Below are 20,179 nucleotides of genomic sequence, written 5' to 3'. Positions count from 1 at the left end.
GCGACCGACGGCGTCAATCGTCGCCGGCGCGCTCGCTTTCCTGGTCCTCCGCAGTTCCCGCCATGGCCTTCCGCAGGTCGGAGATCTCCTTCTCGAAATCCTCGACCGAGGAGAAGGAGCGGTAGACGCTCGCGAACCGGAGGTACGCGACGCCGTCGAGCTCCCGCAGCGGGCCGAGGATGGCGAGGCCGACCTCGTGGCTGGGGATCTCCGCCAGTCCGGCGGAACGGATCGACTCTTCCACGCGCTGTGCGAGCTTCTGCAGCGCGTCGTCGTCGACCGGCCGGCCCTGACAGGCCCGCCGCACGCCGTTGACCACCTTGTCCCGGCTGAACTGCTCGGTGGCGCCGGATCGCTTGACGACGGCGAGCACCATCGTCTCCGACGTCGTGAACCGCCGGCCGCACTGCGCACACGAGCGCCGCCGCCGGATCGCCTGGCCTTCGTCCACCTCTCGGGAGTCGACGACCCGAGAGTCCGCATGCCGGCAGAACGGGCACCTCATCCGCCGATCACCTTCCCCTCCGCGCCGGTCGATTCCTGTCCCGCCCGGCCCCTGCCGCCACGCTACGGCCTGGGCAACGTTCACCGCGCGCGACCCCGCGCCTGGTGATCGACTTGTGGACATCCGGTGGGCAACTGCCGGCCGGCTGTGGACAACTGCTGCCAGTCTACCCCTACCTGTGGACCAACTACAGCGGTGTAACTACTAGATATAGGGGTAAACCTTAGATCGCGGCCTCGGTGCGCGCAAGCGACCCGAGAGGGTGAAACTGCGGCGGCACAAGAGGCGTCCGGGTGGTTCCGGGGAGCCGTGCGGGTGACGCGGTCCGGGACATCATCGCGGCAAGGCGCGGATCCCGCAGGACTTCGCGGGCGCGGAAGTCTGCGGCCCGGGTGGCCCGCGGACCGGCATGGGGCGGCGGAGCTCGGCCGAGCGACGAACTCGGCGGCTCAGCGGCCGGGCCGGTTCTCGCCTCATCGTCCCGCAGCGCTCCCGTTCGCACCGGCGTCCGGCCAGTCGACCGGCACGGTGATCGGCATCCCGGGCTGCAACGCGGTGTCGTCCAGGCCGTTGAGCTGCTTGATCCGCTCCACGACCGCGCCCTGGTCGGCGTGCGGGGCGAACCGGGCGGCGAGCGCGCTCAACGAGTCGCCGGGCTGAACGGAAACCGCGGCCGTGCGGGACGGCACCGGACCGTCGGACATGCCGGCGCCGAAGACGCCGAGGCCGGTGACGAACAGGCAGGCGGTGAAGGCGATCGCGAAAAGCCACGGCCACCGCACCGACGGGCGCGCCTCGGGCCGGCAAGCGGTTCCGCCCTGGCGCGCCTCGGCGACCTGTGCGCGAGACGGCGGCCGCAACGACTCGCCGCGCCGGTCGCCGGCCGTGCGACCCGGGTTGGCCGGGACCGCGGCGGGCCGGTGCCGGACCGGGGTGTGACCGCGCGCTTGCCGCGCCGGGCGGCTTTCGCGAGCGGGAGCGCCGGCTCCGGCGGGGGCCGGGCATCCGACCCGCGCGCCGTCGCCGGTGATCTTGAGCGAGCCCAGGTCGGCGTCGGCGCCCGTGGACACCCATTCGCCGTTCTTGATCAGGATCGGGTCGTCCACGGCCACCGAACCAGCCTCGGACACGGCGGACCCGGCCGCCTCGGCGAACGCCCCCGCGTGCCGCGCTTCGAGCCCGCCGCCGGCGCTCGCCGGGGCACCGCTCCGCGTGCCGTCCGTCGGCCGCGCAGCGGCCTTCGGCCCGCTCGAGCCCAGGGCGGACTGCCGATCCGTCGGCTTCGCCGCCAGCCACCACGCGTCGCGGAGCCGAGTCGGCGCGCGGCGGGAACCGGTCCGGCGGCGCAGTTCGACGACCTCGCCTCCGGATTCGTCTCGAAGATCATCCGTTCGGGTGGACTGGCCAGGGCTGGATTCCGGCCGGCGGCGGCGCGCCAGGCCTCCGTTCGAACCCGCCGACCCGGGTTCGCCGCGGACCGGAATCGTCTCGCCCGGAGCGACACCGTCCGCCTCGGGGCGACCGGCGGGGACGGGCCGAAGCGGGCTGACGAGCCCGCGGTCTGCCAGGACCGACATGGCGGAACCTCCTCGTGACCTGCTGATCCGTCCGGTCCGGGCGGCACATCTGCGGCGATGCGATCCGGATCGAACAGGCGTTCTATCGAACGTCCGTGCGAAGGTCTACCACCCCGCACCGACAAAATCGAGAGGACACGGCGTGTCGATCGAACAGATGTTTGAAATCGTCGCGCCCGGTGACTAACGTCGGTGACCAGGACATCTGCCGGACCGGCTCCGGCAGGTGCCGCCGGTCGGGCGTTCGCGGTCACGCGAGGCGCGGACCGGCGCACGCGGACACGCGCGGAGCGCCACCAACGGCGACCGCGGGACGGCTGGAGGCGACGCAGCGTTGGAGAAGGACACGGTAAAGGGCACCGCGGCGAAGGGGGCCAAGACGGCCGCGCGGGCCAAGGGGTCCGCGAAGTCCGCGCGCGAATCCGGCCAGGAAAGCACGGGAAAGGTGACCGCCATGCCCGAGGTGTACGACGTGGACGAGACGCTGACCGTCCGCCAGCAGCAGGTACTCGACGTCATCCGCACCTGGGTGAGCCGGTTCGGCTACCCGCCGAGTGTCCGCGAAATCGGCGAAGCGGTCGGGCTCACGTCCACGTCGTCGGTGTCGCACCAGCTGCGCGCCCTGCAGCGCAAGGGGTACTTACGACGGGACGCCAACCGCCCCCGCGCGGTCGGCGTGCTCGCGGTCACCGACGACAACCCGATGGGCATCGACATCGACCAGCAGCCGTCCATGCCGAAGGCGGCGTACGTGCCGCTGGTCGGCCGGATCGCGGCCGGCGGCCCGGTGCTGGCCGAGCAGTCCGTCGAAGACGTCTTTCCGCTGCCGCGCGAGATCGTCGGCGAGGGCGAACTGTTCCTGCTGAGCGTCACCGGCGACTCGATGGTCGACGCGGCCATCACCGACGGCGACTGGGTCGTCGTCCGTCAGCAGCCCGCCGCGGAGAACGGCGACATCGTGGCGGCGATGATCGACGGCGAGGCCACGGTGAAGACGTTCAAGCGCAAGGACGGCCACGTCTGGCTGATGCCGCACAACGAAGCCTACGAACCGATCCCCGGCGACGACGCGTCGATCCTCGGCAAGGTGGTGGCGGTCCTGCGGCGGCTGTGAGGATTCGCGGCTTCCCTCTCCGAGTCTCGGGATTCGGAGAGGGAACGCCGCGGGGACCGGCCGAGCACTCGACGGCGCGGCTGCGAGCTGCTCGCGGAAGGTTCTTCCCCGTCCGATCGCCTGGCATCGGGGAAACCGAAGTTCATGAAGGGCCCATTGAGGGAATCTGATTCCTTCAATGGGCCCTTCACTGACTTCAAGGAATTCAGCCGCAACGGGCGTCCTTCACCCGCGCGGACGAAACTTCAAGAACGGCGCCGCTTCCGCACCGTGAAAACCCAGGCTCCCAGCACACCCGCCGCGACCACCCCGGCGATCGGCAGCAGCGGGGTATCCGTGTCCTCCGCCGGCGAGGCCGGCTGAGGCTGCGGAGCCGAACCCGGCTTACCTTCTGGCACAACCGCTTTGGCTGTCACCAATGACGTGGCGTTCTTGATCGCGCGCACCGGTTCGCCGACCCCTTCGCTGCCGGACAGCAATGTCCCGTCCGGTTCGAACGCGATGGCCTCGCCTTGCTTTTCCCCGGGCAACGGAACCCGCACCGGCGCTCGCTGCAGCGCCGCCGCCACGTCGCCGTCCGGTGCCGCGTACACATATGCGTCCGTGTAGGTGCGCAAGGCGATCACCTTGCCGTCCGCGCTCGTCGCACCGCCGGTGACCAGCACCGTGCCGAAGCCGCCCACCGGTCCGCCCTGCGTGTCCGTGCTGTGCAGCCGCAGGTCTCCGACCTTCTCCAGCTTCGTCGGTCCGGGCGCGGCCAGCGGCCCCACCGGTTTGTAGACCTTCGAATCGCCCAGCACGTCCTTCGTCACCAGGAACGGCGTACCCGACGGGTCCATGATCAGCGCTTCGGTGTCGTGCGGCCCGTCCGGATACGTCAGCCGGTGCACCGTCACCGGTCCCCCCGCCGGTTTCCTCTCCAGCAGGGCCACCGTGTCGCGCTTCGCGCGGTTGTCGCCGGTGTCCGAGAGCCACAGAGTTCCGTCCGCGGTCCGGGCCAGGTCTTCCACGTCGTACGGGTCCGCGGCATCCGTCAGTACCTGCTGGACCTGGCACTTCCGGTCCAGCACGAAAACCTCGACCCGTTTTCCGCCGTCGTTGGTGGCGTACCAGTGCTCGCCGTCGGAAACCAGGCCGGACAGTTCGTTCAGGCGCTTGTCCGTGACGCGGCAGACCGTCTCCGGAGCGGCCGGGGCAGCGGCCGCCGGCACTGTGCCGGCCGCCAGGAACGCCGCCGTCATGGCCAGCACTGCCCGCACCCGCGTCACCTCCGTAGTGCACGACCCGAATCCGGGCCGTGCACTACGGAAGACGTTCAGAGCGCCGATGCGTTCGTCTCGAACACGCGCAGCGCGGCCGCCAGGTCCGGACGGACCCGCACCCGCAGCCGGGTGCCGTCGGCGACGTGCTCTTCTTCCAGCACGGTGCCTTCCGCGTGTGCACGGGACACGAGCTCTCCCCGCGCGTACGGAACCAGCACGTCGATCACCGTTTCCGGGCGCGGCAGCCGTTCGGCCAGCACCTCGGCCAGCTCGGCCACGCCGGAACCGGTGCGCGCCGAGATCTGCACAGAGCCCGCCAGCGCGTGCCGCAGCCGGGCCAGCGTGACCGGGTCGGCCGCGTCGGCCTTGTTGATCACCAGCAATTCCGGCGGGAGCGGCTCCTTGCGGCGGCTGGTGATCTCCGCGAGCACCTCGCGCACCGCGTTGACCTGGTCCTCCGGGGCCGGGTCGGAACCGTCCACGACGTGCAGCAGCAGATCGGCGTCGGCCGCCTCCTCCAGCGTCGAGCGGAACGCGTCCACCAGCTGGTGCGGCAGGTGCCGCACGAACCCGACGGTGTCGGTCAGCGTGAAGGTGCGCCCGTCGGCGGTCTGGGCGCGCCGGGTCGTCGGGTCCAGGGTGGCGAACAGCGCGTCCTCCACCAGCACCCCCGCACCGGTCAGCGCGTTGAGCAGGCTCGACTTGCCGGCGTTGGTGTAGCCCACGATCGCCACGCTCGGCACCTCGTTGGCCACCCGCCTGCCGCGCTTGGTCTCGCGGATGGTGTCCATCGCGGCGATCTCCCGGCGCAGCTTCGCCACGCGCTTGCTGATCCGCCGCCGGTCGGTTTCCAGCTTCGTTTCACCAGGCCCGCGCAGGCCGACGCCGCCGTTCGCGCCGCCGGCACGGCCACCGGCCTGCCGGGACAGCGCCGAACCCCAGCCGCGCAGCCGCGGGACGAGGTACTGCAGCTGGGCCAGCTCGACCTGGGCCTTGCCCTCCCGCGAGCTGGCGTGCTGGGCGAAGATGTCCAGGATCAAGGCGGTCCGGTCGATCACCTTGACCTTGACCTTCTCCTCCAGCTGGCGCAGCTGGCCGGGCGAAAGCTCGCCGTCGCAGATCACCGTGTCGGCTCCGGTCGCCACCACCACGTCGCGCAGTTCGCGCACCTTGCCGGACCCGATGTAGGTCGCCGGGTCGGGCTTCTGGCGGCGCTGGACGAGGCCCTCGAGCACTTCCGAGCCCGCTGTCTCGGCCAGTCGCGCCAGCTCGGCCAGCGACGCCTCGGACTGCGCGGCGGTGCCCTCAGTCCACACGCCGACCAGCACAACGCGTTCCAGCCGCAGCTGCCGGTACTCGACCTCGGTGACGTCCTCGAGCTCGGTGGACAGGCCCGCGACCCGGCGCAGCGACGCGCGGTCCTCGAGCTCCATCTCCCCGACCGAGGGGTCGTAGTCGTTGTCGTAGTCGTAAAGGTCTTCGTGTGTCTGTTCTGTCATCGTGTCTCCATGGTCCCACGATTCGGCGCGGGAGCCGAGCGGATTACCCGCTGGGATAAATCGAGACGTACACCGCGGTACGCTCGGCGGCCTGGTCGCGGGGCCGGGACTTGAACTCTTCGAGCAGTTCGGCGAGCCGCCGCTTGAACTCCCCGACGTCCTGGTCGGGCACCTGCACCACGAGCCGGGTGGCGTCGGTCCGGGTGAGGTCGGCCTCGGCGATCTCGGCCAGATAGGCCTCCAGCATCGCCTCGTTGACCGCCACCGCGTGCGTGTCGTCGTTGTCCAAGCGCCACGACAAGCCGGTGGACAAGTACGGGATCTCCTTCGCCCCGCGCGCGCCGCGCCGCGGCTCCTGCGCGACCAGGAAACCGGTGTCGACCAGCCGTCGCACGTGGTGCAGGGTGGTCGCGGGATCGCGGCCGAGCCGGTCCGACAGCTCTTTGTTCGTCATCGCCTCGAAGGTGGTCAACCGGATAATGCGCAGGCGTATTCCGGACGCGAGCGCGGCCGCCTCCGCTTCCGTGGACCGACGCAGTTTTCCCGACACCCCGCCAGCCTAGGCGGGCAAAGTGATTGACTCTTTCCAATCACTCGACAACACTCGATCGGGTGCGTCGAGACTCACTCTTCTTCCACGCCGACTTCCGGCGGCTCTGGGCTGGGGACACCGCCAGCCAGCTGGGGATGTTCGTCGGCATCACGGCGATCCCGCTGCTCGCCGCGGGCGTGCTGGCGGCTACCCCGTTCGAGATGGGCCTGCTGACCATGGCCGAGACGCTCGGCTTCCTGGTCATCGGCCTGCCCGCGGGCGTGTGGGTGGACCGGATGCGCAAGCGGTCGCTGATGCTCGCCGCCGACCTGGTCCGCGGCGTGCTGCTGCTCAGCGTCCCGCTGGCCTGGTGGGCCGGCGTGCTGACGATGGCGCAATTGCTCGTAGTGGTCCTGTTCACCGGCCTGGCGACGGTGTTCTTCGACGTTTCCTACCAGGCGTATCTGCCCGCACTGGTCGGCCGCGAGAAGCTGCTGGAAGGCAACGCCAAACTGCAGGCAGTCCAGTCCTCGGCGCAGATCGCCGGGCCTAGCCTCGCCGGTGTGCTCGTGCAGTTCCTCGGCGCGGCCAGCACGATCCTGGTCACCGGGTTCGGCTACCTCACCTCCGCACTGTGCCTCTGGCGCATCCGCACCGTCGAAGAGCGGCCCGAGCGAGCCGAACACGAGCGTCTGCTGCCGCAGATGCTGGAGGGCCTGAAGTTCGTCGTCTCGGACCGGCCGCTGCGCGCGATCGTCGCCTGCACCGCGACGTCCAACTTCTTCAACGGCGCGGCCCAGGCCGTTCAGGTGCTGTTCCTGACCCGCACCGCCGGGCTGAAGCCGGCCGAAGTCGGCGGGCTGCTCGCGGTCGGCGGCATCGGCGGCATCATCGCCGCGCTCTGCGCCGGGCCGATCATCCGGAAGATCGGGCAGGCCCGGTCGATCTGGCTGGTGCCGACGACGGTGTGGCCGGGCGGGCTGCTGGTCCCGCTCGCGGCACCGGGCTGGCGGCTCGCGCTCGCCGGGTTCGGGCTGGCCGCGTTCGGCTTCGGCGTGATCCTCTACAACATCGCGCAGGTGTCCTACCGCCAGGCGATCACGCCGGACCGGCTGCTCGGCCGGATGAACGCGAGCGTCCGGTTCATCGTGTGGGGCTCGCTGCCGCTGGGCGGGCTGCTCGGCGGCGGGCTCGGCGAATGGTTCGGGCTCACCGGCGCGTTCTGGATGGCCAGTGCCGGCGAACTGCTCGGCGCGCTGTGGGTGGTCTGCTCGCCGCTGCGGCGGATGCGCGACCTGCCGACCAGCGCGAAAATGGTTGTGCCCGCGCCGTAAAGTGCGGACATGGACGAGAAGATCCCGCACCAGACCAGCGTCGACGGCCTGACCGCCAAATGGGCACCGGTGTGGGAGCGCGAAGGCGTATACCGGTTCGACCGGTCCCGCCCGGACGTCTACTCGATCGACACGCCGCCGCTGACCGCGAGCGGTTCGCTGCACATCGGCCACGTCTTCTCCTATACGCACACCGACGTTCTCGCGCGCTACCAACGGATGCGCGGCCGTTCGGTGTTCTATCCGGTGGGCTGGGACGACAACGGCCTGCCCACCGAACGCCGCGTGCAGAACCACTTCGGCGTGCGCTGCGAACCCTCGCTCCCCTACGACCCCGCGTTCACGCCGCCGGAGAAGCCCGGCAAGAACGCGATTCCGGTGTCCCGGCGCAATTTCGTGGAACTGTGCCGGCAGCTGACCGAAACCGACGAGAAGGTGTTCGAGGAGGTCTGGCGGAGCATCGGGCTGTCGGTGGACTGGACGCTGGCGTACCAGACGATCGACCCGGCGACCACGGAGATCTCGCAACGCGCGTTCCTGCGCAACCTCGCACGCGGCGAGGCGTACCAGTCCGAAGCCCCGACGCTCTGGGACGTCACCTTCCGCACCGCGGTCGCCCAGGCTGAGCTCGAAGACCGGGAACGCCCTGGCGCGTACCACGATCTCGCCTTCGCCGCGGACGACGGCACCGAAGTGCTGATCTGCACGACCCGGCCCGAACTGCTGCCCGCGTGCGTCGCGCTGGTGGCGCATCCGGACGACGAGCGGTACCGGGGTCTCTTCGGAAAGTCCGTGCGCACGCCGGTGTTCGGCGTCGAGGTGCCGGTGCACGCGCACCATCTCGCCGATCCGGAAAAGGGCACCGGCATCGCGATGGTCTGCACGTTCGGCGACACCACCGACGTCACCTGGTGGCGGGCGCTGCGGCTGGAAACGCGCCCGGCGCTCGGCCGCGACGGCCGGTTCCGGTCCGAGCCGCCTCCCGGCGTGCCCGCCGACGCGTACGCACCGCTGGCCGGCAAGACTGTCCACACTGGACGGCAGATCCTGGTCGACCTGCTGCGCGAGGCGGGCGCGCTGCGCGGCGAGCCGCGGCCGATCACGCATCCGGTGAAGTTCTACGAAAAGGGCGACAAACCGCTCGAAATCGTCACCAGCCGCCAGTGGTACCTGCGCAACGGCGGCCGCGACGACGCCCTGCGCGCGAAACTGCTGCGCCGCGGCGAGGAACTGAACTGGGTGCCGCCGCACATGCAGGTGCGCTATCGCAGCTGGGTCGAGGGCCTGACGAGCGACTGGCTGGTCAGCAGGCAGCGGTTCTTCGGCGTCCCGATCCCGGTCTGGTACCCACTCGACGCCGACGGCGAGCCGGACCACGACAAGGTGCTGGTGCCGGACGACGCGAGCCTGCCGGTCGACCCGAGCAGCGACGTGCCGCCCGGCTACACCGGGGACCAGCGCGGGGTGCCCGGCGGGTTCGCCGCCGAAGCGGACGTGATGGACACCTGGGCGACCTCGTCGCTGACGCCGCAGATCGCCGGCCGCTGGAGCATCGACGACGACCTCTTCCGCCGGGTGTTCCCGTACTCGCTGCGGCCGCAGGCGCACGAGATCATCCGGACCTGGCTGTTCTCCACCACGGTGCGCGCCGAACTGGAGGAAGGCGTGCTGCCGTGGCGGGACGCGGTCATCTCCGGCTGGGTGCTCGACCCGGACCGCAAGAAGATGTCGAAGTCGGTCGGCAACGTCGTCACGCCCGCGGACCTGCTGGACCGGCACGGTTCCGACGCCGTCCGCTACTGGGCGGCGAGCGCGCGGCCGGGCGTCGACACCGCGGTGGACGAGGGCCAGATGAAGGTCGGCCGTCGGCTGGCGACGAAGCTGCTGAACGTCAGCCGGTTCGTGCTCGGCCTCGGTCTCCCGTCGCCGGAAGCCGCCGCGACCGAACCGCTGGACCGGTCCGTGCTCGCCACGCTGGCGACGGTGGTCGAGGAAGCGACGGCGGCGTTCGAATCGCTGGACCAGGCTCGGGCGCTGCAAGTGACGGAGACGTTCTTCTGGACGTTCTGCGACGACTACGTGGAACTCGTGAAGGGCCGGGCGTACGGCGACCGCGGCCCGGCGGCGGCCGAATCAGCGCAGGTGGCGTTGCGCACTGCGCTGTCCGCGCTGGTGCGGATGTTCGCCCCGGTGCTGCCGTTCGCCGCCGAAGAGATCTGGTCGTGGTGGCAGGAGGGCTCGGTGCATCAGGCCGCGTGGCCGACCGCGCCGGAAACGGACGGGGACGCCGCGTTGCTGCCGCTGGCCGGTTCGGTGATCGCGGCGGTGCGCCGGGCGAAGACGGACGCGAAGGTGTCGATGCGGACCGCCGTCGAGACTCTGTCGGTGACCGCTCCGGCGGACGTTTTGGCCGGCTTCGCCGAGGTCGCCGCGGACGTCCGGATCGCCGGCGCGGTCACCTCCGTGTCGACGCGGGAAGGCGATCTCGCCTTCGACGTGACGATCGGCTGATCACTCGCCCGCGGCGAGCCACCAGGCTTCGTCCAGCTCGCCGCGGGCGACGATCTCCGCCGGACCGGTCAGCGTGGACTCGCCGCGCCCGACCGTCACCGACACCCGCCCGCCCGGTATGTCCACAGTGGACTCCCCCGCGTCCTGGCCTGCCAGGTGCAGCGAAGCGGCCACCGCGGCGACCGTGCCGGTGCCGCAGGCGTGCGTCTCGCCGACGCCGCGCTCGTGCACGCGCATCCGCAGCGCGCCCTCGCCGAGCACGTTCACGAACTCCAGGTTCACCCCGGACGGGAACACGTCGTGGTCGAAGTCCGGCTGGTCGCGCAGGTCGAGCCCGGCGATGTCGGTGTCGGTCACCGACACCAGGTGCGGGTTGCCGACGTTGACGGCGACCCCGGAGAACGGCTGCCCGGCCACCACGGTGACCGAGGTCCCGGTGATGGTCGCCGGTCCCATCTGGACGGTGACCGAGCGGTCCGGGTGCACGACGACCGGCCGGTCGCCCGCCCGGGTGCCGATCACGAACTCGCCCTCGCCAGCCAGTCCCGAATCGACGAGGTAGCGCGCGAAGACCCGGGTGCCGTTGCCGCACATCTCAGCGATCGAGCCGTCCGCGTTGCGGTAGTCCATGAACCACTCGCCGGCGGACTTCTCGCCGATCGCCGCGGCGCGCACGACCCGCAGCACGCCGTCCGCGCCGATGCCCCGCTGGCGGTCGCACAGCGCGGCGACCCGGGCGACGGTGAGGTCCAGGCGGCCGGACGGGTCGGGCAGCAGCACGAAGTCGTTCTGCGTGCCGTGGCCCTTGAGGAATTCGATGCCGCCCATGTGACCAGGCTACTGGTCGAGCGCGGCGAGGACCCGCGCGGCCAGCGCGTCCGATCCGCCGTCGAACCATTGGATCCGCTTGTCCCGGCGGAACCACGAACGCTGCCTGCGCACGAACCGCCGAGTGGCCTGCGCGGTCGCCGCGGCAGCCGCCGCGAAGTCCCCCTCGCCGTCCAGTTCGGCGAGCACCTGCTGGTAGCCGAGCGCCCGCGAAGCGGTCTTCCCCTCGCGCAGGCCGTGCTTGATCAGCTCGCGCACCTCGTCGACCAGACCCGCCTCGAACATCCGCTCCACCCGCAGGTCGACGCGCTCGTCCAGCTCGGCGACCTCGCGGTCGACACCGATCAGCACGGTGTCCCAGCGCGCCGGCCCGGGCTTGGGCAGGTTCGCCGAGAACGGTTCTCCGGTGATCTCGATGACCTCCAGCGCGCGCACGATGCGCCGGGTGTTGGTGGGCAGGATCGCCACCGCCGCCGCCGGATCGAGCTGCTGCAGCCGGGTGTAGAGCGCGGCGGTGCCGAGCTCGGCGGCCTCGCTGTCGAGCCGGGCGCGCACCGCCGGATCAGTGCCGGGGAACTTGAGATCGTCCAGGACAGCTTGGACGTACAGGCCCGAGCCGCCGGTCAGCACCGGTACCCGGCCGGTGGCCAGAATCCGCTCGATCGTGCGGCGGGCGTCGCGCTGATAGGCGGCGACCGACGCGGTCTCAGTCACGTCGAGCACGTCGAGCAGGTGATGCGGGACGCCGCGCCGTTCCGCCGTGGTCGCTTTGGCGGTGCCGATGTCCATGCCGCGGTAGAGCTGCAGCGCGTCGGCGTTCACCACTTCGCCGTCCAACGCCAGCGCCAGCTCGACCGCGAGCGCCGTCTTGCCGGTCGCGGTAGGGCCGACGACAGCCACTGGACGGAGCGGTTGAACAGGGCTGATCACGCTGGCGAACGGTACCCGGCCGGGCCAGGCACGGGCACAGAGCGTCAAGGAGAAGTAGGATCAACGGCTTCAGGGAACTCATCGGAGTACCACGGCGGGCGCTGAGCTGCTTCAATGCCGCTGGGGCCCCATGCCCCTGGAGAAGCACGACAGCGTAACCCGGCCCCGCTCACGCGGCGGGGCGCCCGCAGCCGCGGGCGTACAGGCGATAAGGAGCCTGCGATGGCCCAGGAGAACACGTCCCCCGGCACTCCGGCACCGCACCCGGTGCCGCACGCGCAGGGCGCGGGCCCTGCCGCACCGCCGGTGCCGCCGGCCGAACCCGCCCCCGCCAACTGGGGCCGGGTCAACGACGAAGGCACCGTCTATGTCTTCACCGCGGACGGCGAGCGCGAGGTCGGGGTCTGGCAGGCCGGCACTCCCGAAGAGGGTCTGCTGCACTACGCGCGCCGCTTCGACGACGTGCGCACCGAGGTCGAACTGCTCGAAACGCGGCTGAACTCCGGCGCGGGCGACCCGAAGCACGCGCTCTCGAGCGCGACCCAGATCCGCGACGGCCTCGGCGAGGCAGCCGTGGTCGGCGACCTCGCGGCGCTGGCCGCGCGGCTCGAGTTCGTGATCGGCCTGGCGGAGAAGGCGCTGGTCAACGTCAAGCACGAGCGCGAAGAAGCCCGCGCCGCTGCCGTCGCACGCAAGCAGGCGCTGGCCGAGGAGGCGGAGAAGATCGCCGCCGACTCCACCCAGTGGAAGGTCGCCGGCGACCGGCTGCGCGCGATCCTCGACGAGTGGAAGACGGTCAAGGGCGTCGACCGCAAGACCGACGACGAGCTGTGGAAGCGGTTCTCGAAAGCCCGCGAGGCGTTCAACCGCCGCCGCGGCTCGCACTTCGCCGAGCTGGACAAGCAGCGGGCGAGCGCGAAGCACCGCAAGGAAGAGCTCATCGCCGAGGCGGAAGCGCTGTCCGAGTCGGACGACTGGGGCGCCACCGCCGGCCGCTACAAGGAGCTGATGGCCGAGTGGAAGGCCGCCGGGCGCGCGCCGAAGGACAGCGACGAGGCGCTGTGGCAGCGGTTCCGCGCCGCCCAGGACGCCTTCTTCGCCCGCCGCTCGGCGGTGTTCTCCGAGCGCGACGCGGAGTTCGCCGGCAACGCGGTGCGCAAGGAAGAGCTGCTGGCCGAGGCCGAGAAGATCGACGTCGCGGCGAACCTGGACGCGGCCAAGTCGGCGCTGCGCCGGATCCAGGAGCAGTGGGACGAGATCGGCAAGGTCCCGCGCGAACGCATCCGCGAGCTGGACGGCCGGCTCAAGGCCGTGCAGGACGCGGTGAAGTCGGCCGAGGACAGCCTCTGGCGCCGCACCGACCCGGAGGCGATGGCCCGGGCCGCCCAGTTCCGCGAGCGCGTGGAGCAGTTCGAGTCCCAGGCGGCGAAGGCCCGAGCGGCCGGCGACGAGCGACGGGCGAAGAAGGCCGAGGAGCAGGCCGCGCAGTGGCGCGAATGGATGCAGGCAGCGGAGGCCGCCGTCGCGGATCGCTGAGGGTTGGAACGAGACGGCCGGTGCCCCTGGGGTGCCGGCCGTTTTCGCTGCCTGCCCCCGAAAGCCGCGACGGGCCCGTTGAGGGAATCAGATTCCCTCAACGGGCCCGTCCCGAACCTGGACGGAAGGGATCAGGCGCGGGAAAACGCCGTCCGCATCCACATCGTCGCGAGGACGATCGTCGCGATCCACGCCACGATCATGCCGATCCCCGGGCCGCCGCCGACCGCGCCGCTCGCGTGCGCGGACTGCTGCGACCAGATCGCCAGCAGGCCGTCCACCGAAGCGAACCAGCCGCCCAGTGCGGCGCACCAGGCGATCCACCAGCGCCGCGACACCAGGGCCACCGCACCCACGAACACGCCGATGCCGGTCGACGTCGCCGCGAACAGCTGCGGGACGCCGCCGGCGTGCCCGGCCAGCGTTTCCCAGCCCGCGCGGCCCTCGGCCCACGGCAGCAGCTGCATGATCAGCAGCACGAAGATCAGCACCGAGATGGTGAATCCGCGCCTGCCCAGCTCGATCGTCCGCGACCAGACCCGGCCGACGCTGTCGATCTCTTCGCCCAGCTGCCGCTCGACCTCGGCCGGCGTTCCCGGTTCGCTCATCCTGCACACCCACTCACCGGGGCCGGCTGCGCCGCCGGGGCGCCGAAGCCCGGCAGCCCCAGGGTGACCCCGCTCGTCTTGGGCCGAAGACCGGCTTCGGCGTTGTCGCCCGCCTTGGTGCGGCGGTGCGTCCGGAGGTCGCCGTCGGCGACCAGATGGTGCGGTGCGCCGTAGCTGATCACCGTCTCCACGACGTCGCCCGGCCGGACCGCGCGGTCCACCGCCGGGCCCGAAGGCGTGAAGTGCACCAGCCGCCCGTCGCGGGCGCGGCCGCTCATCCGGTGCGTCTCGGCGTCCTTGCGGCCTTCTCCCGCGGCCACCAGCAGCTCGACCCGGCTGCCGACCAGCTTGCGGTTCTCTTCCCAGGAGATCTCGTTCTGCAGCTCGACCAGCCGGTCGTAGCGCTCCTGCACGACCGCCTTCGGCAGCTGTTCGACCATCTCCGCGGCGGGCGTCCCGGGGCGCTTCGAGTACTGGAAGGTGAACGCGCTGGAGAACCGGGCGGCGCGCACGACGTCCAGCGTCGCCTGGAAGTCCTCCTCGGTCTCGCCGGGGAAGCCGACGATGATGTCGGTGGTGATGGCGGCGTCCGGCATCGCGGCGCGCACCTCGTCGAGGATGTTCAGGAACCGCGTGGACCGGTACGAGCGGCGCATCTCGCGCAGCACCCGGTCCGAACCGGACTGCAGCGGCATGTGCAGCTGGTGGCAGACGTTCGGCGTCTCGGCCATCGCCTCGATCACGTCGGAGGTGAACGCGGCCGGATGCGGCGAGGTGAACCGCACGCGCTCCAGCCCGTCGATCCCGCCGGTCGCGCGCAGCAGTTTGCCGAACGCGAGCCGGTCGCCGAACTCGACGCCGTAGGAGTTGACGTTCTGACCCAGCAAAGTCACTTCGAGCACGCCCTCCGCGACCAGCGCCTCGACCTCGGCGAGGATCTCGCCGGGGCGGCGGTCGCGCTCCTTGCCGCGCAGCGACGGCACGATGCAGAACGTGCAGGTGTTGTTGCAGCCGACCGAAACCGACACCCAGCTCGCGTACGACGATTCGCGGCGGGCGGGCAGCGTGGACGGGAACGTCTCGAGCGATTCGAGGATTTCGACCTCGGCCTCGGCGTTGTGCCGCGCGCGCTCCAGCAGCGTCGGCAGCGAGCCGATGTTGTGCGTCCCGAAGACGACGTCGACCCACGGCGCGCGCTTGACGATGTCGCCGCGGTCCTTCTGCGCGAGACAGCCGCCGACGGCGATCTGCATGTCCGGGTTCGCGACCTTGTCCGGGCGCAGGTGGCCGAGCGTGCCGTACAGCTTGTTGTCCGCGTTCTCCCGCACCGCGCAGGTGTTGAACACGACCAGATCCGGCTTCGTCTCCCCGGCGACGGGGACGTAGCCGGCTTCCTCGAGCTGGCCGGCGAGCCGTTCGGAGTCGTGCACGTTCATCTGGCAGCCGAACGTGCGGATCTGGTACGTTTTCGCGTTCATCGCGGTCCAGGGTAGCCTCGCGCTTCTTCTGCCTTGCCGAGGCCCGCTCGACGCCTTCGGCCCCAAACCGGCCGAGCCGTCCATCGCCTCGTCCCGGGACAGCGCCGCGAGCTCGATCTCCGGATTGCCCGCCTGATGGATCAGCGCACAGCCGACCCGTGCCGACGGCCGCGGAGCGCGCCGACCATCTCGTCTGCCGCGTCGTCGGACAGCGACCACCCGCCGTCCTCCTCCGCGGGGACGACAGAACCGAGCGGGTGTCCCGGCGCACCGCGACGGCGTCGTCGCGTCGGACCGGGAACGTCAGCCGGATTCCCGTTATGCCGCCACCCATTCCGATAACCGGGAAAGATACCCATTGACCGGGAAAGAAATGGCGTCGAATCGACCATCCGGAACAAAGAGGTATCTCACTGAGCGCGACAAGTCCGCGAGAAACCCCGAAGGGAATCTCATTCCGGCAAGGGGCCCTCCACGGACTTCTCGAAGCAAAGGTCCTGTGGGAGCGACGAAAGCCCGACTCGTCCGGGCGGACACCGCGACCACCGACCCGGCCCTGCCCAGAGACCCCGACTCCGCGGAGAAACTCCCGATTGTTTTCCGGAATCTCCAGCCGATATGCTCCCCAGCATTGTTTCCACTCTGACCGCCGCCGCTCAGGAGGAAAAGTGAACAAAGTTTTCGCCTGCTCCGCGACAGCGTTCGCGGGCGTGGCCGCCCTTGCCGCGGCGGCGTTCGCCGCGGCTCCGGTGACCGCCGCGCCGGTTTCGCCGTCCGCCGCCGTCACGCCGGCCTCGGTCACCTGGTCCGCAGACCCGGCCAAGGGGCCATCGGCGTTCCAGTCGGTCCAATGCGACGAGGGCAGCAGCCAATTCACCACCGCGAGCGACACGGCCAAGGGAAAGGTGTGGGTGGCCAAGCAGGCCGCCGGCGCCGAACGGTGCGAGGTCGAGGGCCCGGACGTGAAGCAGGGCCAGACGTTTTACCTCGGCTGGTCCTCGAAGTACCACATCACCGATTCCACCAGCCGGTACGTGTTCCAGCTGAAATGCAGCCCGAGCACCGGCACCGCGAACCACCCGATCGTCCTGGAGGTGATCGGCGGCAAACTCCGGCTGGACGAGTGGACCACCGACCACACCAATGTCCCGCTGTGGAGCACGCCGTTCCAGAACGACAAGTGGTATGACTTCGCGCTTCACGTCTCCGCCGACCGCACCAAAGGCACCATCCAATTCTGGTTCGGCGGCAAGCAGCAGACGTTCGCCAACGGGTCGACCAGCTACACCGGCACCACCTACGACGGCACCCGCGACTACCTGAAGTGGGGCGTCTACCACCAGGCCGACCAGGCCGCGACCCAGACGTTCAGCACGATCCGGATGGGCACCAGCCTGACTGACGTCACCGGCTGAGCCGGATCTGGCACCATCGCTGCATGCGATGGAGGCTGCCGGCGGCGTTAGCGGTGCTGATGGTGCTGCTGACCGGGTGCGGGCCGAGCTTCCCGGGCCTGCGGCTGCGGGTCGCGGCGGGATCGGTGGGCGGCGTCTACCACGATCTCGCCGCGCCGCTGGCCACCGCCTGGGCCGGCGAACTGGGCATCGAACAGCCCGCCGTGCTCGCCACCCAAGGGTCGCGGGACAACCTCAACCGAGTGCTTTCCGGGAGCGCGGACGTCGCGTTCGTCGCCGCGGACCTGGCCGCGGACGCGGCGGCCGCGCATCCCGGGAAGCTGGCCGCGCTCGCCCGCATCCACGACGACTACTTGCACGTCGTCGTCCGCGAGGACTCGCCCTACACCTCGGTCGGGATGCTCAAGGGGCACCCCATCGCGGTCGGCTCGCCGGAGTCCGGGGTCGAGTACATCGCGGACCGGGTCCTGCAGGTCGCCGGGCTGAAAGGGATCAGCCCGGTAACCCCGCTCGGGCTCGAAGCGTCGCTCGCCGCGCTGCGCGACCGCAAGATCGACGCCCTGTTCTGGTCCGGCGGCCTGCCGACCCCGCTGATCACCCAGTACAACCGGGAGATCGGCCTGCGGTTGCTCGACCTGTCCGCGCTGATGCCGGGCATGCAGCGGTTCAGCACGGTGTACGGCACCGCGACCATCCCGGGCAGCACGTACGACCAGCCCGGCCCGGTCACGACGCTCGTCGTGCCGAACTTCCTGGTCGTGCCCACGTCGATGCCGGCCGACGTCGCCGAGGCGCTCACCAAGGGTCTCTACGACGCCCGCCCGCAGCTCGCGGCGGTGAACCGGGCCGCGCTGTCGATCGACGTCCATCCCGGGATCGAGACCGAGCCGCTCCCGCTGCACCCGGGCGCGCTGGCGTATTACCGCGCGGAGAAGGTCTAGTTTCGGCAGATTCCCGGATGCGCGTTCCCGTCAGCGCTCCTCGACCGGGAAGTCCATAACGATCCGCAGCCCGCCGCCCTCGGGCAGGGACAGTCGCACGTCGCCGCCGGAATGCCGGACGATCTCGGTCACGATCGCCAGGCCCAGGCCGGACCCGGGCACGTTCTGGTGCGCTGGGCTGCGCCAGAACCGGTCGGTCGCGCGCTCCAGCTCGTCCTCGCGCAAGCCGGGGCCGTGGTCGCGGATCGACAGCGCGGCCCGCCCGCCGTCGACCGTCGCGGAGACCTCGACCGCGGTACCCGATGGGCTGAACTTGAGCGCGTTGTCCAGCAACGCGTCGAGGATGACCTCCAGCCCGCGCGGCGGCACCAGGACATGCGCGCCGTGCACGTCGACCGTGCTGGTCAACGCGACCTCACGGGCGGCTCCGACGACCGACCAGTCCGCGACCCGGTCCGCGATCACCTCGGCGAGGTCCACCGAAACCAGTTCCCCGCCCGCCGCCTCGGCGCGGGCCATCGACAGCAGCTCGTCGAGGATCTGGTTCAGCCGCTTGGCATCGACCTGCGCCGCTTCGAGGTCGGCGGCCGCGGCTTCGTCGGTGACCTGGCCGTTCAAGTTGCCCAGCCGGATCTTCAGCGCGGTCAACGGATTGCGCAGCTGATGCGAGGCGTCGGCGACGAACGCGCGCTGCGCGGCGAGCGCTTCGGAAACACTGGCCGCCATCCGGTCGAAGGACCGGCCGAGCTGGCGCAGCTCCGGCGGGCCTCCGCTCTCCCCCACCGGCTCCGCCTCGCGGCCGCTGACCACGGACGCGACCAGCGCACCGGTCGCCTCGTCGAGCCGGCGCACCGGGCGCAGTGTCCAGCGCACCACCGGCAGCGCGACCAGCAACGCGAGCCCGAACGCGACCAGCGACGCCGCCGCGAGCAGCAGCCACTGCCACAGCAGCCGGGTCCGGATGCTGTCGGTGGCCGATTCCGTCACCACGGCGCCGCGTACCTCGCCGTCGATCAGGATCGGCTCGGCCAGCACCAGCGGCGCGCTCGCCCACGGCATCAGCAGCGACCCGGCCTCCGGCGGTCGCGCGGCGAGTGCCTTGTTCACCGGCGTGTCGATCGCGGCCCGGTCGACGCGTTCGGCGTCGGTGCCGCCGAGCGAGCTCAGCACCACCGCGCCGTCCTGGTTCACCACGATCACCTTCACCCCGTACACCTCGGTGTACCGGCGCAGTTCGGGCTCCAGCAGGCCGAGATGGTTGTCCAGCAGCGGACGCTGGGCGAGGGAGGCGAACCGGGAGGTGTCGGTCAGCCGGTCGAGGAACAGCTGCTGCTGAAGGCTGCTCGCGACGCTCAGCGCCAGCGGGATGCCCAGGCCGAACACGAGCAGCGCCACGAGCGTGACGACGATGCCCTGCAGGCGGACGCGCACCGCTCAGTCCCGTCCGCTGCCCAGCCGGTAGCCGACGCCGCGGACCGTCTCGATGAGCGCCGGACGGCCGAGCTTGGTGCGCAGGGTGGCGACGTGCACGTCGAGCGACCGGCTCTCGGCGGCGCTGCGATGCCCCCAGACCTCGTTCAGCACCTGCTCGCGCGAGCACACCGCGCCGCCCGCCCCCGCGACCAGCGCCAGCACCTGGAACTCTTTGCGGGACAGCGCGACCGGCTCCCCCGCGACAATCACCTCGTGCCGAGCCAGGTCGATCCGGACGTCGCCGACCTCGACCACCGCCGCGGCCGGCGCGGTCCGCTCGCCGCGCCGGCGGCGCACCGCTTCCACCCGCGCGAGCAGCTCCTCCACGTCGTAGGGCTTGACCAGATAGTCGTCGGCGCCGGCGCGCAGGCCGTGCACCCGGTCGTCCACCTCGCCGCGCGCGGACACCACGATCACCGCGACGTCGCTGACCGCGCGGATCTGGCGGCACAGGACGACGCCGTCGACGTCGGGCAGGCCCAGGTCCAGCAGGATCACGTCGACGTCGTGCACCCGGTCGAGCACCCCGGCCCCGGACGGCAGCCGCTGCATCGTGAGCCCGCGCCGGGTCAGCGCGGGCACCAGCGCACCCGCGACGCGGTCGTCGTCTTCGACCAGCAGCACGCGCAAAGTCAG

Annotated in this window: 17 protein-coding genes; 6 read left to right on the top strand and 11 right to left on the bottom strand. The window is 71.0% G+C overall.

Features of this window, described 5'->3' with window-relative positions; all coding sequences use genetic code 11:
* Positions 1-13 precede the first annotated feature (13 nt).
* Together nrdR and AMYBE_RS46000 are read right to left on the bottom strand one after the other, a co-directional pair.
* On the bottom strand, positions 14-505 hold the full coding sequence (gene nrdR, locus AMYBE_RS0102710) for a transcriptional regulator NrdR (RefSeq protein ID WP_020657795.1): 492 nt from the start codon (positions 503-505) through the stop codon (positions 14-16).
* A gap of 473 nt (positions 506-978) precedes the next feature.
* Complete coding sequence (locus tag AMYBE_RS46000) at positions 979-2,082, bottom strand: LysM peptidoglycan-binding domain-containing protein (protein WP_020657794.1); 1,104 nt, start codon at positions 2,080-2,082, stop codon at positions 979-981.
* A 454-nt stretch (positions 2,083-2,536) separates the two neighbouring features.
* On the opposite strand from AMYBE_RS46000, the gene lexA reads away from it, so the two are divergent.
* Positions 2,537-3,196, top strand: a complete 660-nt coding sequence (lexA, locus tag AMYBE_RS0102700; protein WP_027927317.1) for a transcriptional repressor LexA — start codon at positions 2,537-2,539, stop codon at positions 3,194-3,196.
* Positions 3,197-3,441: 245 nt separating this feature from the next.
* On the opposite strand, the gene AMYBE_RS0102695 is transcribed toward lexA, so the two are convergent.
* Genes AMYBE_RS0102695 through AMYBE_RS0102685 form a run of 3 tightly spaced genes read right to left on the bottom strand, consistent with a single transcriptional unit; the run spans position 3,442 to position 6,507 of the window.
* Positions 3,442-4,455: a hypothetical protein gene (locus tag AMYBE_RS0102695; RefSeq protein ID WP_020657793.1), complete on the bottom strand. Its 1,014-nt coding sequence runs from the start codon at positions 4,453-4,455 to the stop codon at positions 3,442-3,444.
* Positions 4,456-4,511: 56 nt separating this feature from the next.
* Entirely contained in the window at positions 4,512-5,957 is a 1,446-nt protein-coding gene (gene hflX, locus AMYBE_RS0102690) for a GTPase HflX (protein ID WP_020657792.1), read from the bottom strand.
* A gap of 43 nt (positions 5,958-6,000) precedes the next feature.
* Positions 6,001-6,507: a winged helix-turn-helix domain-containing protein gene (locus AMYBE_RS0102685; protein WP_027927316.1), complete on the bottom strand. Its 507-nt coding sequence runs from the start codon at positions 6,505-6,507 to the stop codon at positions 6,001-6,003.
* 62 nt (positions 6,508-6,569) lie between these two features.
* On the opposite strand from AMYBE_RS0102685, the gene AMYBE_RS0102680 reads away from it, so the two are divergent.
* Positions 6,570-7,823 (top strand): MFS transporter, encoded by a 1,254-nt coding sequence (locus tag AMYBE_RS0102680; protein ID WP_027927315.1) that lies wholly within the window; start codon positions 6,570-6,572, stop codon positions 7,821-7,823.
* Between the two features lie 9 nt (positions 7,824-7,832).
* Positions 7,833-10,334 (top strand): valine--tRNA ligase, encoded by a 2,502-nt coding sequence (valS, locus tag AMYBE_RS0102675; protein WP_020657789.1) that lies wholly within the window; start codon positions 7,833-7,835, stop codon positions 10,332-10,334.
* Here valS and dapF read toward each other — a convergent pair whose 3' ends face one another.
* On the bottom strand, positions 10,335-11,162 hold the full coding sequence (gene dapF, locus AMYBE_RS0102670) for a diaminopimelate epimerase (protein ID WP_020657788.1): 828 nt from the start codon (positions 11,160-11,162) through the stop codon (positions 10,335-10,337).
* Between the two features lie 9 nt (positions 11,163-11,171).
* Positions 11,172-12,092 carry a tRNA (adenosine(37)-N6)-dimethylallyltransferase MiaA gene (miaA, locus tag AMYBE_RS0102665; protein WP_034286713.1) on the bottom strand — a complete coding sequence of 307 codons (921 nt, stop codon included), beginning with the start codon at positions 12,090-12,092 and terminating at the stop codon, positions 11,172-11,174.
* Between the two features lie 222 nt (positions 12,093-12,314).
* Here miaA and AMYBE_RS0102660 point away from each other — a divergent pair, with 222 nt between their 5' ends.
* Positions 12,315-13,628: a DUF349 domain-containing protein gene (locus AMYBE_RS0102660; RefSeq protein WP_020657786.1), complete on the top strand. Its 1,314-nt coding sequence runs from the start codon at positions 12,315-12,317 to the stop codon at positions 13,626-13,628.
* A 131-nt stretch (positions 13,629-13,759) separates the two neighbouring features.
* Here AMYBE_RS0102660 and AMYBE_RS0102655 read toward each other — a convergent pair whose 3' ends face one another.
* Both AMYBE_RS0102655 and miaB read right to left on the bottom strand, forming a co-directional pair.
* Positions 13,760-14,236: an Rv2732c family membrane protein gene (locus tag AMYBE_RS0102655; RefSeq protein ID WP_020657785.1), complete on the bottom strand. Its 477-nt coding sequence runs from the start codon at positions 14,234-14,236 to the stop codon at positions 13,760-13,762.
* A complete protein-coding gene (gene miaB / locus AMYBE_RS0102650; RefSeq protein ID WP_020657784.1) occupies positions 14,233-15,714 on the bottom strand; it encodes a tRNA (N6-isopentenyl adenosine(37)-C2)-methylthiotransferase MiaB in 1,482 nt (493 codons plus the stop codon). Before miaB ends, AMYBE_RS0102655 begins: the two co-directional genes overlap by 4 nt.
* A gap of 668 nt (positions 15,715-16,382) precedes the next feature.
* On the opposite strand from miaB, the gene AMYBE_RS0102645 reads away from it, so the two are divergent.
* Positions 16,383-17,129 (top strand): heparin lyase I family protein, encoded by a 747-nt coding sequence (locus tag AMYBE_RS0102645; protein WP_020657783.1) that lies wholly within the window; start codon positions 16,383-16,385, stop codon positions 17,127-17,129.
* A gap of 23 nt (positions 17,130-17,152) precedes the next feature.
* Positions 17,153-18,070, top strand: coding sequence for a TAXI family TRAP transporter solute-binding subunit (locus AMYBE_RS0102640; RefSeq protein ID WP_027927313.1), 918 nt, complete (start codon positions 17,153-17,155; stop codon positions 18,068-18,070).
* A 30-nt stretch (positions 18,071-18,100) separates the two neighbouring features.
* Here the strand turns inward: AMYBE_RS0102640 and AMYBE_RS0102635 are convergent, their stop codons facing one another.
* Both AMYBE_RS0102635 and AMYBE_RS0102630 read right to left on the bottom strand, forming a co-directional pair.
* A complete protein-coding gene (locus AMYBE_RS0102635) occupies positions 18,101-19,501 on the bottom strand; it encodes a sensor histidine kinase (protein ID WP_020657781.1) in 1,401 nt (466 codons plus the stop codon).
* A gap of 3 nt (positions 19,502-19,504) precedes the next feature.
* Positions 19,505-20,173 carry a response regulator transcription factor gene (locus AMYBE_RS0102630; RefSeq protein WP_027927312.1) on the bottom strand — a complete coding sequence of 223 codons (669 nt, stop codon included), beginning with the start codon at positions 20,171-20,173 and terminating at the stop codon, positions 19,505-19,507.
* Between the last annotated feature and the right edge of the window lie 6 nt (positions 20,174-20,179).

The sequence above is a fragment of the Amycolatopsis benzoatilytica AK 16/65 genome, from assembly GCF_000383915.1.
Classification (GTDB): domain Bacteria; phylum Actinomycetota; class Actinomycetes; order Mycobacteriales; family Pseudonocardiaceae; genus Amycolatopsis; species Amycolatopsis benzoatilytica.
The sequence above is the reverse complement of the archived record's forward strand: the minus strand, read 5'-3'. Positions and strand labels throughout refer to the sequence as shown.

Bases quoted from the DNA above. Each gene is read 5' to 3' on its own strand.
- AMYBE_RS46000 (WP_020657794.1), bottom strand. From the start codon at position 2,082: ATGTCGGTCCTGGCAGACCGCGGGCTCGTCAGCCCGCTTCGGCCCGTC.
- valS (WP_020657789.1), top strand. From the start codon at position 7,833: ATGGACGAGAAGATCCCGCACCAGACCAGCGTCGACGGCCTGACCGCC.
- AMYBE_RS0102640 (WP_027927313.1), top strand. From the start codon at position 17,153: ATGCGATGGAGGCTGCCGGCGGCGTTAGCGGTGCTGATGGTGCTGCTG.
- nrdR (WP_020657795.1), bottom strand. From the start codon at position 505: ATGAGGTGCCCGTTCTGCCGGCATGCGGACTCTCGGGTCGTCGACTCC.
- hflX (WP_020657792.1), bottom strand. From the start codon at position 5,957: ATGACAGAACAGACACACGAAGACCTTTACGACTACGACAACGACTAC.
- AMYBE_RS0102655 (WP_020657785.1), bottom strand. From the start codon at position 14,236: ATGAGCGAACCGGGAACGCCGGCCGAGGTCGAGCGGCAGCTGGGCGAA.
- lexA (WP_027927317.1), top strand. From the start codon at position 2,537: ATGCCCGAGGTGTACGACGTGGACGAGACGCTGACCGTCCGCCAGCAG.
- AMYBE_RS0102660 (WP_020657786.1), top strand. From the start codon at position 12,315: ATGGCCCAGGAGAACACGTCCCCCGGCACTCCGGCACCGCACCCGGTG.
- miaB (WP_020657784.1), bottom strand. From the start codon at position 15,714: ATGAACGCGAAAACGTACCAGATCCGCACGTTCGGCTGCCAGATGAAC.
- dapF (WP_020657788.1), bottom strand. From the start codon at position 11,162: ATGGGCGGCATCGAATTCCTCAAGGGCCACGGCACGCAGAACGACTTC.